Genomic DNA, 13,230 nt, shown 5'->3' with positions numbered 1-13,230 from the left:
AGGCTCCCCCGGGAGCCCTCGGAGGCCCAGATGATGAACGCGCAGCGCCTTTCGCTGGTCCCGGTTGCCCTCGGTCGGACCGCTGTCCTCGGAGCCTGCGTCGTCGGCTGGATCGGGACCTTCAATACAAACGGGACCGAGACCGACACCGCCATAGCGGGCAATCGCCACAGCCGCCTGATCGAGATGGCGATGGCGAACGTCTCGGCCACGAACGTGATCGCCGCCAACCCGCGCGCTGTCGTCAAGGCAGCTCCCGTTATTGTCGAGGACATCGCCTCCTTCGAAATGCTGCCGGCCGACGCACCCGTCTTGCAGGTCGCGCTGGCACCTCCGTCCGAGATCCCGCCGCCCGACGCCATGCCCGTGCAGGTCGCGCTCGCGAACCCGTCGGAGATGCTTCTGCCTGAAACGCCTGCCGTGCAGACCGACGTTGCGACCGCGCCGGAGCAGGAGGCGACTGACCCCAAGGACGCCGTGACGACGACGGCAGCGCTCGAGATCGTCGACGAATGCCTCGTCGTCGAGCCCTGCATCGATCGTTATCTGTGGGCGCTCTATCAGCGCACGCCCAAGGAAGACACCATCAAGGAGCGCGACCAGCGCAAGGTGGCGGTCAAGCGCAAGGGCAAGACCGTGATGGTCACGCGCACCTTCACAAAACTCGTCGACCAGGATTTTACCTGGAAGGATCCGAAGGCGGCCGACCGCTCCGGCATGTCGATGATGGACTATGTGATCGGCGGCATGGACCGCAGCTTCAAGCTCAAGCTGTTCCATGCGCTGCATGCGGCGGAGGCAGCCGGCCTGTCGCCGGGCATCACCAGCGCGTTCCGTGACGATTACCGGCAGTCGATCGCAAGCGGCCTGAAGGCGGCGAGCAACCGCTCCTACCACGGCGGCAGCCTGCGCGGCGGTTACGGCCACGGGCTTGCGGCCGACATCGTCAGCGTCGACGGCAAGAACCGCGCGCAGCGCTGGGTGTCCACCGAAAAGCTCTGGAAGTGGGTCGACGCCAACGGCAAGACCTATGGCATCGGCCGTCCCTATCTCGATCGCGATCCGCCGCATGTCGGCCCGATCGACGGCCAGGAATACGCCTCCCGTCGCGGCGGCGCCAAGGCCGCGCAGGCCACCACCGAGGTGAAGAAGGTGAAGCGCGTGACAGCGCGGGAGCATCGCGCACCGGTGAAGCCGGCGCGGGCGGCGGGGCTGTCGAAGGTGAAGACGAGCTGACGGACTCAAGCGCGGCGCGCAGATTTTCGAATGTGCGCTAGATCACAGTCCGTTCCCACGCGATGGCGCAGATATTGCCAGTTTCGCCATCGAACGAGGGACGCTCCCATGACTGCGACCCGCATCAGCATGCTCGGCAAGATCGGCCTGACCCTTGGGGTCGCGCTGTCCGTCACAAACGTCGCGAGCTCGCCGAGCCTTGCCTACAGCGCCCGGGCGCGCGACATGTGCACCGGCGATGCTTTCCGGCTCTGCAGCTCGGAAATCCCGAACATTTCCAGGATCGCCGCGTGCATGCGGCGGAACAAGGCCAGTCTCAGCGCGGGATGCCGCGCCGTGATGGATGAGGAAGACGGCACGTCTGCCAGAGCAAGACCCGTGCAGCCCGCGCCTGCCGAGCATAGACCGGCCCCTGCAGTCGCCGCGAAACCGCAAGCGCCGGTCGCGGCAAAGCCTGTTCAGGCTGCGCCCGTCGCACAGAAGAAGCCGGCCCCGGCATCGCCGGTGGTGCCGCCTGTCGTGACGGAGACAAGGGCCCCGCCCCCGGCGCCGCCTGCTGTGACGGAGACGAAGGCTGTTCAGACACCATCCGTCGAACCAGGGCCGGCTGTCGCGTCACCTGAGTCCGCCGCCGTGACCGAGGTAAAGCCCGCACAGTCCGCACCCATCGAACACAAGTCCGTCGCTGCGCGAGCTCTCGAGCAGCCGGCTGCGGCCGTGACGAACCCCGTGCAAGCAGCGCCCGCCGAGCAAGCGCCGGTCACGCCGACTTTTGTCGAGCGGCCTTCCGTGATTCCGGCGAAGCCCGTTCAGGCAGCGCCTGCCGAACAGAGACCGGCGATCGCAGCACCGGTTGAAGCAAGGCCTGTTGAAGCAAGGCCTGCCGATGCAAAGCTCGCCTCCAGCGGCAAGCCCGAAAGACAGGCGCAGCAGAAACCAAGGCACCGCCAGACGGCCAGCGGAAGAAATTACCGCGGCGACTACGGCGACATCGAGCGCGCCATGGGGATTGCGCTTCCCTTGCTGATGCAGTTCGCCTGGTAAACGACGGCCGTCCTTTCACGGACGGCCGCGTCCCTTGAGCACCTCGAACTCGGCCAGCGCGCGCTCGAACTTGATGTTGAACAGAAACATCGCATCCATGATCTCGCGGAACGTCGCCGATGTCCGCGCGCGGTCGGCTTGCCCGAAGGCGAACACGCTGTTGTTGCGCAGATATTTCATGATGGTCGGATCGGACACCCGGGTCTGAAGAAAATTGCCCGATCGCAGCGCTGCCCGTGTCGGCGCCGGGACGATCTGGATTAGCTCGAACACCTTCATCTGGTCGATCGGGTCCGGCAGCATTTTTGCGATCGCCGGGATCTGCACGAACAGCTCGGCATGGGCGTTCATCAGGCCGTTCCGGACAGCGGTCCAGTGATTGTAGCGCTGATCGATGCCGGCGGCACGCGCCTCTTCCTTGGTATCGCGCGCGATGATCTGCGGATCGAGCGCGGCGACCTTGTCCTTGATCGCGGCCCAGCGCTTGTGGCCGTTGCGATCCTCGGCCGGGCCGGTCTGGTAACTGCCCTTGTAGGAATTCGAGCGCCCGTTGCCGACGTTCTGATTACCGTTGGTCTCGGCGAAGAACATCCCCAAGCTGATACGGCCGGCAGCCTCGGCGTCCTTCGCATCGAGGCCCTTTGCACGCGCGATCGCCGTGCCGAGATCGACGACATCCCTAAACGGCGTGGGCGATGCCTGCGCAAAGGCGGGCGGTCGCTCCATCACGTCGAACAGTTTTCGGTACTCGTCGAGCAGCGGCTCGTTGTCGGCATCGAAATAGGCCGGCGGAATCTCGAACTTGTTGGGCCGCCCGATTTTTGACGGCAGCGCGTCGGTGAGATCCTTGTAGGTGCTCATGACGCCGACGCGGGCCAGGTACAGTGCCTGCCCCGGCAGGTTCGGCAGCGGTTCCCTGGCATCGATCTGGCGGCGGCGCTCAGTGAGGATCGATTTGAAGGTGCTCAACGCGCGATCATAGGCAGCGCGTGCCTCGGACGCCTGCGGTGTGAGGGACTGGGCCAACGTCGGAAAGAGCGCGCTCGGTGCTGCAAGGACGATCCCGATTGCAAGAGCCGCCTTCACGGCGACGATACGGCGTCTGGTTCTCATGTCTTCAGGCCTGTCTGCAGTGCTCGGACCATCGTAACCATCAAGGCCACTGACCGGAAGCGGCGAACCCGCGCTGCTCCAAATGTTTCCTCGGCAACCCGTCTGGATCCGGTTGTCACCAAAATGGTGACATGGTATGAATCCGACATGCAGGTGATCGCCCTTCGGACCCTGAAGGAGTTTTGGGCGCGTCACCCGCGCGCCGAGGGACCGATCCGCGCCTGGATTGCCGTCGCGGCCCGGGCGCGCTGGAAGGGGCCTGCCGAGATCAAGCGGCAGTTCGGCAATACGGTCGATTTCGCGGGTGACAATCGGGTGATCTTCGATCTCGGCGGCAACAAGTATCGATTGGTCGTCCATGTGTCATTCGCCTTCGGGCGCCTGCTGGTGAAGTTCATCGGCACGCACGCCGAATACGACCGCATCGATCCGGAGACCGTGACATGGCCAAGAAAGTGATCCGCCCGCTTCGCTCCGAAAGCGACTACGGTGCTGCGCTCGACGAGATCGAGCGCTATTTCGAGAACGAGCCGAAGCCGGGCACGCCGGACGGCGATCGCTTCGATCTTCTCGCGCTCGTCATCGAGGATTACGAGCGCAAGCACTGGCCCATCGATCCGCCCAACACGATCGACGCAATCCGATACCGCATGGAGACCGGGGGATACACCCAGGCGGACCTCGGTCGTCTGCTCGGATCGCGTCAGCGCGCCTCCGACATCCTGACGCGAAAGCGTTCACTCACGATGAGAATGGCTTGGCGGCTGCACCGCGAATGGGGGATCCCCGCCGAAGCGCTGATCGCTCCGCCGCAAAGGCGCGGACGGCGGTCCGCTGCTTGAGCCGACGATGCAAACGCCGACTAACATCTGATGAGACAACCGTACCGAGGAAACACATGGCCAAGGCATATTGGGTCGCAACCTATCGCTCGATCAAGAATCCCGACGCGATGGCGGCGTATGCAAAACTGTCGCGACCCGCGATCGAGGCGGCCGGCGGTCGCGTGCTCGCCCGTGGCAACCCCGCTGCGGCTTTCGAGCTTGGCCTGATGGAACGCGTCGTCCTCATCGAGTTCGACAGTGTGGAAGCCGCGAAGGCAGCCTATGCGAGCCCGGCCTATCAGGCGGCGCATGATGTGCTCGGCGACGGCGCCGAACGCGACATCAGGATCGTGGAAGCGGCCTGAGGTCGCAACTCTACTTACGCAGGCTCGCCCAGACGCCGCCGAGGATCAGCAATCCGCCGACGAAATGCATCGCGGTGGGCGGCTCGCCGAGGATGACGAACGACAGCAGCGCGCTCGCGATCGGTCCGATATAGAGGACGAGCGAAGTTCGCACCGAGCCGAACCTGCCGCCGAGCCAGGCAAAGCCGCCATAGGCGAAAAGGCCCGGCACGAGGCCCGCAAAGAGATAGGCCGCGAGCGCCTTGGCGCTGAAGACCTGCGCGGGCTGGGTCCACATCTCCCAGGCCGCCTGCGGCAGCGAGCAGAGCGAGCCGGCGGCCGCGAACAGGCTGATGCGCGCCAACAGCGAGGCCCGCGGCGCGACGCGCGATTGCAGCAGCGTGTAGCCGGACCAGCCGAGCATCGCGACCACGACGAGGCCGTCACCGGCGGCGGTGGTCGTGTCGAACAGCGCCTGCCAGTGGCCACCCGAAATGATGAGCAGCGCGCCCGCAAGCGCGAGGCCAGTGCCGAGCCATTGCAGCGGGCCGATCCGCTCGATGCCGAGGCAGGCGGAGATCAGCAGCACGGTGATCGGCGACAGCCCCATGATCAGCGCGATGTGGATCGCTGATGTCGAGATGCCCGCGACATAGACCGGACCGCCGCAAAGGAACATGCCCATGAAGCCGGCGGCGAGGATCGGCCAAAAATCCTTTGCTAGCGGAATGCGGCCGTCGCGGATCTCGGCGAGCGCGAGTGGAAAGAGCCCGGCGGCGATGATGCCCCAGCGGAAGAAGGCCAGTGCGAAGGGCGGCACCGAGCCGGCGAGCCCACGCGCGAGGATCTGGTTCGAGGCCTGCGCCGTGGCGACCAAGACGAAGCCGGCCAGCGCGATCGCGATGTACCGGCCCTCGAGGGCAGATTTTGCGCCTGATGTCGCGCCTTCGCGCCGGTCTGACGTCAGCTTGTCCATGGCATAAGCGATAGCCCAGCCGTGCCGCGACGAGAACCGACAGGCGCCCCGTGGGCGCCTGTGCCGATTGCAATGCTGACCGCTGGCCTCACGCGAAGGTGCTGCTCATCTTCGCGGCTCCAAGGGAGGTCTCGCCTTGCGAAAAGTCTGGATCGAGGCGGCACTGAACGGTCCGTGGAGCCGCGCGCTGCAGCCGGGCACGGCGGGGCGTAGGACTACGGCCGCCATGCCGGGAACCGCGATCTTTCACGCGTCCGTCGGTTGTATTCGCCGGCCCGGAGTCCTATGCGTAGGCCCATGAACATCCAGATCATCGCCGCCGACAAGCCCCTGATGGCCCAGGCGCGGCCGCACAAACCGGCCCCGTTCCTGCCCATGAGCCGCGCCGAGATGGATGCGCTCGGCTGGGATGCCTGCGACATCGTGCTGGTGACCGGCGATGCCTATGTCGATCATCCCAGCTTTGGCATGGCGATCATCGGCCGGCTGCTGGAGGCGCAGGGATTCCGCGTCGGCATCATCGCGCAGCCGGACTGGCACTCGGCCGAGCCGTTCAAGGCGCTCGGCAAGCCAAAAGTGTTCTTCGGCGTCACCGGCGGCAACATGGACTCCATGGTCAATCGCTACACCGCGGACCGGCGCATCCGCAGCGACGACGCCTATACGGCCGGCGGCGAAGGCGGCAAGCGGCCGGACCGCTGCACCATCGTCTATGCGCAACGCTGCCGCGAGGCGTTCAAGGACGTGCCTGTCGTGCTCGGCGGCATCGAGGCCTCGCTGCGGCGTATCGCGCATTTCGACTATTGGTCCGACAAGGTGCGTCGCTCGATCCTCGCCGATGCCAAGGCCGACCTTTTGCTCTACGGCAATGCCGAGCGTGCCGTCGTCGAGGTGGCGCATCGGCTCGCTGCCGGCGATGCTCCGCGCAGCCTCGACGACATCAGGGGCGTCGCGCTGTTCCGCCGCGTGCCCGAGGACTATGCCGAGCTGCATGCCGACGATCTCGACTCCGCCGACGAGGGCGCGGCGCGCCAACGCGGCAACACGGTGATCCGCCTGCCGGCGCTGGAGCAGGTCGAGCAGGACAAGGAAGCCTATGCGCGCGCCTCGCGCGTGCTGCACCGGGAGAGCAATCCCGGCAATGCGCGGCCGCTGGTGCAGCGCCATGGCGACCGCGACCTCTGGCTCAACCCGCCGCCGATCCCGCTGACGACAGAGGAAATGGACGCGGTCTACGACCTGCCTTACGCGCGCGCGCCGCATCCGTCTTACGGCGATGCCAGGATTCCCGCCTGGGAGATGATCAAATTCTCGGTGACGATCATGCGCGGCTGCTTTGGCGGCTGCACCTTCTGCTCGATCACCGAGCATGAGGGCCGCATCATCCAGAACCGTTCGGAGGGTTCGATCCTGCGCGAGATCGAGCGCATTAGGGACAAGACGCCGGGCTTTACCGGCGTGATCTCAGACATCGGCGGCCCCACTGCCAACATGTACCGCATGGCGTGCAAGGATCCGAAGGTCGAGGCTGCGTGCCGCAGGCCGTCCTGCGTCTTCCCGGAGATCTGCCCGAACCTCAACACCTCGCACGACGATTTGATCCGGCTCTATCGCAAGGTGCGCGAGACCAAGGGCATCAAGAAGGTGATGGTCGCCTCCGGCGTGCGCTACGACCTCGCGGTGGAGAGCCCCGAATACATCAAGGAGCTCGTCACCCATCACGTCGGCGGCTATTTGAAGATCGCGCCGGAGCATACCGAGCGCGGTCCGCTCGACAAGATGATGAAGCCGGGCATCGGCGCTTACGACAAGTTCAAGCGGATGTTCGATGACGCGGCCGAGCAGGCCGGCAAGAAATATTACCTCATCCCCTATTTCATCGCGGCGCATCCGGGCACGACGGACGAGGACATGATGAACCTCGCGCTGTGGCTGAAGAAGAACCGCTACCGCGCCGACCAGGTGCAGACCTTCCTGCCGTCACCGATGGCGACCGCAACGGCGATGTATCACACCGGCGTCAATCCCTTGCGCGGCGTGCGGCACGGCGGCAGCGACAAGGTCGAGGCGATCAAGGGCCTGCGACAGCGCCGCCTGCACAAGGCGTTCCTGCGCTACCACGACCCCGATAATTGGCCGGTGCTGCGCGAAGCGCTGATCCAGATGGGCCGCCGCGACCTGATCGGATCGCGGCCGGAGCAGCTAGTGCCCGCCCACCAGCCGCCCGGCACCGGAAAAGCCGCCGGCACGAAACGGCCCTTGCGCCCCGGCGGCAAGACGCAGCGCTTCACGACCAAAGGCCTGCGGGTGATGAAGTAGGGCCGCGCTGCGACGTCGCGGTCAGAGATCGAGCACGACCGCGCCCGACACGGCATCCGTCACGCCGCGTCCGTTGCCCTGGTCCTCGAGCACGGCCCTGAAGCTGTCGAGGGTCTTGATCATCGCGGGGCGCGCCGCGACCATCGCATCCTGGCTGGTCCAGGTGCCGATCAGGCAAAAACTCTGCTCGCCGGTCTTGATGATGACGCCGTGTTCGAGGCCCGGCCATTTGGCCTTGCCGCCCCGGTGCGCGTCGAGGAAGGCCGCCTCTTCACCCGCCTTCACCTTGAACCGGACCACATTATAAACCTGCATGATGCGCCTCCCCTGAAAATGGACGGATGAAACCGGGCGCCGCTCAAGCCTTGGACGAAATTCCAGACGGACGCCCCGGCCGATTGTTGCCCTCGCAGGCGTCGCCGTCAAAGTGACAAATCACCATGCTTGCCCCGGGGCTTCAGCGCCGCCTCGCCCAAATGTCAGAAGACTAATCCCGCCCGATCCTCCATAGATGCGCCATGAAAAAGATCGGATTTCTCTCCTTCGGGCACTGGACGCCCTCGCCGCAATCGCAGACCCGCTCGGCCGCGGATACGCTGCTGCAATCCATCGAGCTTGCGGTTGCGGCCGAGCAGCTCGGCGCTGACGGCGCGTACTATCGCGTGCATCATTTTGCGCGCCAGCTCGCCTCGCCCTTTCCGCTGCTTGCCGCCGTCGGCGCCAAGACCAGCAAGATCGAGATCGGCACCGCCGTGATCGACATGCGCTACGAAAATCCGCTCTACATGGCGGAGGATGCCGGCAGCGCCGATCTCATCGCCGGCGGACGGCTGCAGCTCGGCATCAGCCGCGGCTCGCCCGAGCAGGTGATCGATGGCTGGCGCTATTTTGGCTATCGACCCGCGGACGGCCAGAGCGACGCCGACATGGGCCGGCGCCACGCCGAGGTCTTCCTCGACATTCTGCGCGGCGAAGGTTTTGCCGAGCCCAATCCGGCGCCGATGTTTCCGAACCCGCCGGGGCGCCTGCGTCTCGAGCCGCATTCGGAAGGCTTGCGCGAACGCATCTGGTGGGGCGCCGGCTCGAACGCCACGGCGGTATGGGCGGCACAGCTCGGCATGAACCTGCAGAGCTCGACGCTGAAGAACGACGAAACCGGCGAGGCCTTTCACATTCAGCAGGCCGCGCAAATCCGCGCCTATCGCGCCGCATGGAAGGAGGCCGGCCACACGCGCACGCCCCGCGTGTCCGTCAGCCGCAGCATCTTTGCGCTGATCGACGATCGCGACCGCGCCTATTTCGGCCGCGGCGGCGAGGAAGAAGACCAGGTCGGCTTCATCGACCCGCGCACCCGCGCGATCTTCGGCCGCTCCTATGCCGCCGAGCCGGATGCGCTGATCGAGCAGCTCCGCAAGGACGAAGCCATTGCCGAGGCCGACACGTTGCTGCTCACCGTGCCAAACCAGTTGGGCGTGGACTATTGCGCGCATGCGATCGAGGCGATCCTGACACATGTGGCGCCGGCGCTGGGGTGGCGGTGACGGAAGCTGCAGTGAATGGCGCGGCGGAGTTGCACGATGAAACAGCATCTCGCCCTCATCAGCCTCGTGGTCGCCGACTATGACGAAGCGATCGCCTTCTATACCGGCGTCCTGAATTTCGAGCTGTGCGAGGACACGCCGCTCGGCGGCGGCAAGCGCTGGGTGGTGGTGCGGCCGCCGGGCAGCCTCGGCTGCGGCCTGCTGCTGGCGAAGGCGGACGGTCCGGCGCAGACGGCGCGTATCGGCGACCAGACCGGCGGGCGCGTCTTCCTGTTCCTGGAAACCGATGACTTCGCGCGCGACCATGCGCGCATGATCGCTGCCGGCGTACGCTTCGTTCGACCGCCGCGGCAGGAAACTTATGGAACCGTGGCAGTGTTCGAGGATCTCTATGGCAACCGCTGGGACCTGATCCAGTCCGACAGGCGCGGTTGACATAAAGAGTTCGTTAACGCTGCAGCCCTAGTCCTTATGTGACTGGGCAAATTCACAAATTGCTGCCGGGACCGTCGATGAGACAAGACCATGCCGCCTCGGCCTTGCCGGACGAGGTTCGCGTACGGCTCTATGATCAGGCCCTCAGTGCCGCGCGCATCGGCGCCTGGGAATGCGAGCTCGAGACGGAGCGCCTGAGCTGGACGCAGGGCGTCTACGACATCTTCGGCTATCCCACCGGCAACCCGCTGCGGCGCGCTGACATCGTCGATCTCTACGTCGACGAATCCCGGCGCAACATGGAGCTCGCGCGTGCCGAGGTGATCCGGAGCGGCCGCCCGGTCACGCTCGACACCGAGATCAGAACCTGGCGCGGCGACAAGCGCTGGATGCGTCTCTCGATCAACGCGGTGCGCGAGGGCGGACGGCCGATGCGAATATTCGGCTCCAAGCAGGACGTCACCTCCGACCGGCTGGCGATGGAGAGCCTGCGACAGCAGGCCGAAACCGACCCGCTCACCGGGCTCGCCAATCGCGCCATTTTCCAGGCCCGCTATCGCGAGGTCGTCAACGACAGCCTGAATCACGGCTTTGCGTCGGCGCTCGTCCTGATCGACCTCGATGGCTTCAAGGAGTTGAACGACAAGCTCGGCCATCTGGCCGGAGACGCTTGCCTGTGCGAGGTCGCGCAGCGTCTGCGGCGGGCCTTCCACAATGCCGGCCTGGTCGGCCGGCTCGGCGGCGACGAATTCGCGATCATTTTATGCGCGCCGACAGACCCAGCGCGCATAGCGCATGTGCTGCAGCACACCGTGACGATGCTGAGCCGTCCGCTATTCTGGAGCGGCCTTCGCATCGCGGTCGGCGCCTCGATCGGCGCGGCCCTGATCGGCCGCCCGCATCGCCGGCGGATCGCCGAATTGTTCGCCGAAGCCGACATCGCGCTCTATGACGCAAAAGCCGCCGGCCGCAATCGGGTGCATCTGATCGGGGACGAAGGGTGTAGCCGGGCCGCATAGGGCGGATTGTGCGGATCGCCGGCACCGAGCGCAGTCTTGTTCGGATTGGTGGCGAATGGCGCGCCCGGAACGATTCGAACGTCCGACCCTCAGATTCGTAGTCTCATTACACGTAATTCCTTGGCATTCCTTGACTTTCCCTGATCGATAAATGGCTGCTTTTTACAAGCGTTTCTCCCCCTAGGCTTGTACCGGGAAATTTCCGGCAGTTCCAAATCGGTGTTGCCCCGGTGTTGCCCCTGGAGAGAGCAAGCCATGCCAAACCAACGAATCACAAAGCGGACGGTGGACAGTCTCCGGTCCAGCGTCAGGGAGTTCACAGTTTGGGATAGCGCAGTGACGGGCTTCGGCGTGCGCGTCCGCCCCACCGGTGCAAAGTCCTACGTGGTCGTCTATAGGGCTGGGGCGGGACGCGGCGCACCGGTCCGGCGCTTCACTATCGCAGCTGTCAGCAAAATCACTCCAGAACGCGCCAGAGCGCGAGCAAAAGCCGTTCTAGGCTCGGTGGCCCACGGCCACGATCCAGCCAACCAGAAGACCACCGAACGCGGCACGCCCACAGTGGCCGAATTGTCTGATCGCTTTATGGCCGAGCACGTGCGAGCAAAGCGCAAGGCAGGTACGGCGGAGTTCTACCGGGACATTCTGGACCGCATTGTGAAGCCTGCCGTCGGCACGACGAAGGCCGACAAGCTCACCCGATTGCAGGTTGGTAAGCTCCATTCTTCGCTGTCCGACACTCCGTTCCAGGCCAACCGCATGCTGGCGGTGGTCGGCAGCATGTACACCTTCGCGGGCAGTGCTGGCATCGTACCGGAGGGCACAAACCCGGGGCGGGCCATCGACAAGTTCAAGGAAGGCCGCCGAGAGCGTTTCCTGACCGGCGAAGAGCTGGAACGGCTGGGCACCGCGATCCGTGAAGCCGAGACCAACGGCATTCCATGGACGGTGGACGAAACCAAGGCCACTGCGAAGCACGTTGCCAAGGAAAAGCGCTTTACCCGGATCGCGCCATCTGCGGCGGCGGCACTGCGGTTATTGCTTTTGACCGGGTGCCGCTTGCGGGAAATTCTCCACCTGCGGTGGGAGCACGTCGATTTCGAGCGCGGCTGCCTATTCCTACCGGACAGCAAAAGTGGCCGGAAAACGGTCATCCTTAATGCGCCTGCTCTTGCGGTACTGAATGCGCTGGAGCAGGTCGGCCCTTACGTGGTGCCCGGTGACAATCCGGAGAAACCTCGCCACGACCTGAAGCGCCCCTGGGATGCAGTCACAAAGCGGGCGAAACTGACTGGCGTTCGTTTGCATGATCTGCGCCACACCTACGCAAGCTTCGGTGCCGGTTTCGGACTCGGCCTACCAATCATCGGCAAATTGCTCGGCCACGCCCAGGTGGCGACCACTGCAAGGTACGCACATCTCGACAACGACCCGCTTCGACGCGCCTCTGAACTAATCGCCGGACGAATTGCCGCCGCGTTTAATGGAAACCGGCCAGCTAAAATGCAGCCCGTCCGAAAAGCCGGAAAGCGACAATAGTAAAGATTCACCGACGCAAAAATCTTATTGCACACTTAGTCCCGAGGTGCGCTACGGTTCGCATTCGTGCCTGCATTCTTCGGGAGAACGCCAAATGGGTGGATGGGATGACGCGGCCTACTATGAAGAAGAGGCTGCTCAAGCTGAATTCATCGAGAACACCCTCAAGAATATTTCGGAGGATGGCGTAAGGAATTATCTCGGTACATATGGCGACGCAGTCGATGAGCGCATTTCACACTGCATGAGAGAGGCTCGGATGCTGCTCACCGGGGGATTTTTTCAATCGGCCACGGTCTCAGCCGTTACTGCTATCGAGCTGACGATCCGGTTCCTCTTGTTACGTCCCCTCGTGCAAGCCGCATTCTTTTCTGAAGAATGGGCCAATCTCCTGACTCAACGTGTTGCCTCCGGCCGTACAGCCGGAGACCGCGAAATCCTCCCTCAGATTCTCGCCTTTCACGGCATCGATCTCGGAAAAACCAAGCTGCCAAATGGAAGCCTATTGTGGCGAACAATCGTCGAGAAGGTCTACAAGCAGAGGGACAAGATCGTGCATCGAGGCGAAGCGACATCGGAAGATAATGCCACGTTAGCGATCCAGTGCGCCGACTCCCTTCGAAATGAAATCGTCCTGCCCTACGCCAGCAAGCTTGGCTTTACTCTTGATAAGACCGGATGCTGGCAGAGGACTAAGACGCTACTGTCCGGGAGCAGGTATAACGCGCGCGATCCGTTCGCCGACAAATCCTCATTGCCTCTCGCTCCGGAGATGGCAGAGCGCGGCAAATAGTTACGTCTCTGCCAGAACTCCCTTTGGAGCGAACCACCGTAGCGCCA

The 13,230-nt window shown here is 64.4% G+C and carries 14 protein-coding genes; 11 read left to right on the top strand and 3 right to left on the bottom strand.

Annotation, left to right across the window (positions count from 1 at the left end; genetic code table 11):
* Window positions 1-33 precede the first annotated feature (33 nt).
* Window positions 34-1,236: a peptidase M15 gene (locus tag C2U70_RS20795; RefSeq protein WP_433960694.1), complete on the top strand. Its 1,203-nt coding sequence runs from the start codon at window positions 34-36 to the stop codon at window positions 1,234-1,236.
* Between the two features lie 129 nt (window positions 1,237-1,365).
* Window positions 1,366-2,280: a hypothetical protein gene (locus tag C2U70_RS33805; RefSeq protein ID WP_349629576.1), complete on the top strand. Its 915-nt coding sequence runs from the start codon at window positions 1,366-1,368 to the stop codon at window positions 2,278-2,280.
* A gap of 15 nt (window positions 2,281-2,295) precedes the next feature.
* Here the strand turns inward: C2U70_RS33805 and C2U70_RS20785 are convergent, their stop codons facing one another.
* Window positions 2,296-3,393, bottom strand: a complete 1,098-nt coding sequence (locus C2U70_RS20785) for a hypothetical protein (RefSeq protein ID WP_140980285.1) — start codon at window positions 3,391-3,393, stop codon at window positions 2,296-2,298.
* Window positions 3,394-3,540: 147 nt separating this feature from the next.
* Here C2U70_RS20785 and C2U70_RS20780 point away from each other — a divergent pair, with 147 nt between their 5' ends.
* The 3 genes from C2U70_RS20780 to C2U70_RS20770 are packed head-to-tail and all read left to right on the top strand — an operon-like array spanning window position 3,541 to window position 4,582.
* Complete coding sequence (locus tag C2U70_RS20780) at window positions 3,541-3,852, top strand: type II toxin-antitoxin system HigB family toxin (RefSeq protein ID WP_140980284.1); 312 nt, start codon at window positions 3,541-3,543, stop codon at window positions 3,850-3,852.
* Window positions 3,837-4,235, top strand: coding sequence for a helix-turn-helix domain-containing protein (locus C2U70_RS20775; RefSeq protein ID WP_140980283.1), 399 nt, complete (start codon window positions 3,837-3,839; stop codon window positions 4,233-4,235). Before C2U70_RS20780 ends, C2U70_RS20775 begins: the two co-directional genes overlap by 16 nt.
* A gap of 56 nt (window positions 4,236-4,291) precedes the next feature.
* Window positions 4,292-4,582, top strand: coding sequence for a DUF1330 domain-containing protein (locus tag C2U70_RS20770; protein ID WP_140980282.1), 291 nt, complete (start codon window positions 4,292-4,294; stop codon window positions 4,580-4,582).
* A 10-nt stretch (window positions 4,583-4,592) separates the two neighbouring features.
* On the opposite strand, the gene C2U70_RS20765 is transcribed toward C2U70_RS20770, so the two are convergent.
* Window positions 4,593-5,537 (bottom strand): DMT family transporter, encoded by a 945-nt coding sequence (locus C2U70_RS20765; protein ID WP_140980281.1) that lies wholly within the window; start codon window positions 5,535-5,537, stop codon window positions 4,593-4,595.
* A 297-nt stretch (window positions 5,538-5,834) separates the two neighbouring features.
* On the opposite strand from C2U70_RS20765, the gene C2U70_RS20760 reads away from it, so the two are divergent.
* The gene (locus tag C2U70_RS20760) at window positions 5,835-7,856 is read left to right on the top strand and encodes a YgiQ family radical SAM protein (protein ID WP_140980280.1); all 2,022 of its coding nucleotides are present in this window, start codon (window positions 5,835-5,837) and stop codon (window positions 7,854-7,856) included.
* Window positions 7,857-7,877: 21 nt separating this feature from the next.
* Here C2U70_RS20760 and C2U70_RS20755 read toward each other — a convergent pair whose 3' ends face one another.
* Window positions 7,878-8,171, bottom strand: coding sequence for a DUF718 domain-containing protein (locus C2U70_RS20755; protein WP_140980279.1), 294 nt, complete (start codon window positions 8,169-8,171; stop codon window positions 7,878-7,880).
* A gap of 203 nt (window positions 8,172-8,374) precedes the next feature.
* Between C2U70_RS20755 and C2U70_RS20750 the strand changes: the two genes are divergently transcribed.
* The 5 genes from C2U70_RS20750 to C2U70_RS20730 all read left to right on the top strand — a co-directional run bounded on the left by C2U70_RS20750 (window position 8,375) and on the right by C2U70_RS20730 (window position 13,183).
* The gene (locus C2U70_RS20750) at window positions 8,375-9,397 is read left to right on the top strand and encodes an LLM class flavin-dependent oxidoreductase (protein WP_140980278.1); all 1,023 of its coding nucleotides are present in this window, start codon (window positions 8,375-8,377) and stop codon (window positions 9,395-9,397) included.
* 36 nt (window positions 9,398-9,433) lie between these two features.
* Window positions 9,434-9,832 (top strand): VOC family protein, encoded by a 399-nt coding sequence (locus tag C2U70_RS20745; RefSeq protein ID WP_140980277.1) that lies wholly within the window; start codon window positions 9,434-9,436, stop codon window positions 9,830-9,832.
* Between the two features lie 77 nt (window positions 9,833-9,909).
* The gene (locus C2U70_RS20740; RefSeq protein ID WP_140980276.1) at window positions 9,910-10,851 is read left to right on the top strand and encodes a sensor domain-containing diguanylate cyclase; all 942 of its coding nucleotides are present in this window, start codon (window positions 9,910-9,912) and stop codon (window positions 10,849-10,851) included.
* Between the two features lie 255 nt (window positions 10,852-11,106).
* Window positions 11,107-12,390 (top strand): site-specific integrase, encoded by a 1,284-nt coding sequence (locus C2U70_RS20735; RefSeq protein ID WP_140980275.1) that lies wholly within the window; start codon window positions 11,107-11,109, stop codon window positions 12,388-12,390.
* 94 nt (window positions 12,391-12,484) lie between these two features.
* Complete coding sequence (locus tag C2U70_RS20730) at window positions 12,485-13,183, top strand: hypothetical protein (RefSeq protein ID WP_140980274.1); 699 nt, start codon at window positions 12,485-12,487, stop codon at window positions 13,181-13,183.
* The last annotated feature ends 47 nt before the right edge of the window (window positions 13,184-13,230 follow it).

The organism is Bradyrhizobium guangdongense, assembly GCF_006483445.1.
GTDB lineage: Bacteria > Pseudomonadota > Alphaproteobacteria > Rhizobiales > Xanthobacteraceae > Bradyrhizobium > Bradyrhizobium guangdongense_A.
Note: the sequence above shows the minus strand (reverse complement) of the source record. Positions and strands in the feature narration are given on the sequence as shown.

Coding starts and splice junctions, on each gene's coding strand:
- C2U70_RS20795 (WP_433960694.1), top strand. CDS start 34: ATGAACGCGCAGCGCCTTTCGCTGGTCCCGGTTGCCCTCGGTCGGACC.
- C2U70_RS33805 (WP_349629576.1), top strand. CDS start 1,366: ATGCTCGGCAAGATCGGCCTGACCCTTGGGGTCGCGCTGTCCGTCACA.
- C2U70_RS20785 (WP_140980285.1), bottom strand. CDS start 3,393: ATGAGAACCAGACGCCGTATCGTCGCCGTGAAGGCGGCTCTTGCAATC.
- C2U70_RS20780 (WP_140980284.1), top strand. CDS start 3,541: ATGCAGGTGATCGCCCTTCGGACCCTGAAGGAGTTTTGGGCGCGTCAC.
- C2U70_RS20775 (WP_140980283.1), top strand. CDS start 3,837: ATGGCCAAGAAAGTGATCCGCCCGCTTCGCTCCGAAAGCGACTACGGT.
- C2U70_RS20770 (WP_140980282.1), top strand. CDS start 4,292: ATGGCCAAGGCATATTGGGTCGCAACCTATCGCTCGATCAAGAATCCC.
- C2U70_RS20765 (WP_140980281.1), bottom strand. CDS start 5,537: ATGGACAAGCTGACGTCAGACCGGCGCGAAGGCGCGACATCAGGCGCA.
- C2U70_RS20760 (WP_140980280.1), top strand. CDS start 5,835: ATGAACATCCAGATCATCGCCGCCGACAAGCCCCTGATGGCCCAGGCG.
- C2U70_RS20755 (WP_140980279.1), bottom strand. CDS start 8,171: ATGCAGGTTTATAATGTGGTCCGGTTCAAGGTGAAGGCGGGTGAAGAG.
- C2U70_RS20750 (WP_140980278.1), top strand. CDS start 8,375: ATGAAAAAGATCGGATTTCTCTCCTTCGGGCACTGGACGCCCTCGCCG.
- C2U70_RS20745 (WP_140980277.1), top strand. CDS start 9,434: ATGAAACAGCATCTCGCCCTCATCAGCCTCGTGGTCGCCGACTATGAC.
- C2U70_RS20740 (WP_140980276.1), top strand. CDS start 9,910: ATGAGACAAGACCATGCCGCCTCGGCCTTGCCGGACGAGGTTCGCGTA.
- C2U70_RS20735 (WP_140980275.1), top strand. CDS start 11,107: ATGCCAAACCAACGAATCACAAAGCGGACGGTGGACAGTCTCCGGTCC.
- C2U70_RS20730 (WP_140980274.1), top strand. CDS start 12,485: ATGGGTGGATGGGATGACGCGGCCTACTATGAAGAAGAGGCTGCTCAA.